Annotated in this window: 1 protein-coding gene; it reads right to left on the reverse strand. The window is 42.0% G+C overall.

Going from position 1 to position 646, the window contains the following annotated elements; translation table 11 throughout:
- Positions 1–454, reverse strand: a 454-nt coding sequence (locus tag N2257_10720; protein ID MCX7794857.1) for a hypothetical protein, incomplete at its 3' end; no start/stop codon positions are given.
- Positions 455–646: the final 192 nt, after the last annotated feature.

Consider the following 646-nt stretch of genomic DNA (forward strand, 5'->3'; position numbering starts at 1 on the left):
GTTTTACACCCATGGATTCAAAAGCCACATTACCTGCCAGGACTATCAAGTCTGCCCATGATAGCTTTCTTCCGCATTTTTTCTTTATGGGCCAAAGGAGTCTTATAGCCTTATCAAGGTTTATGTTATCGGGCCAGTTGATTCTTGGAGGGAAGCGAATCTCTCCTGTTCTTGCACCACCACGACCGTCAAATACCCTATAACTGCCAGCGCTGTGCCATGCAAGGCGTATCATAAGAGGGCCATAGTGTCCAAAGTCTGCAGGCCACCAGTCCTGTGGTGTGGTTAGAACTTTCTCGATATCCTTCTTTACTTCCGCAAGATTCAGACTTTCAAACTCCTCGGCGTAATCGTAATCTTCGCCGTATGGATTTGCATGGGAGCAGTTTTGCCTCAAAATCCTTAAGTTTAACCTCTCTGGCCACCAATCAGAAATCCAACGCTTTTTCTCCATATCCATGACACACCTCCTTGGATTTAATTATAAGTAATATTATATGCAAATAATTCTTATTGTCAACAAATACGTACCTGCTCGAAAAGCTCTGGTTTCTCAGGCGATACATACTATTTGTGTAAAAATCATGTTAGGTGACAAGGTCATTATCCGAAAATACGAAACTAGTCAATTTAGTATTAGTAAAGG

The sequence above is a fragment of the Thermodesulfovibrionales bacterium genome (assembly GCA_026417875.1).
GTDB lineage: Bacteria > Nitrospirota > Thermodesulfovibrionia > Thermodesulfovibrionales > CALJEL01 > CALJEL01.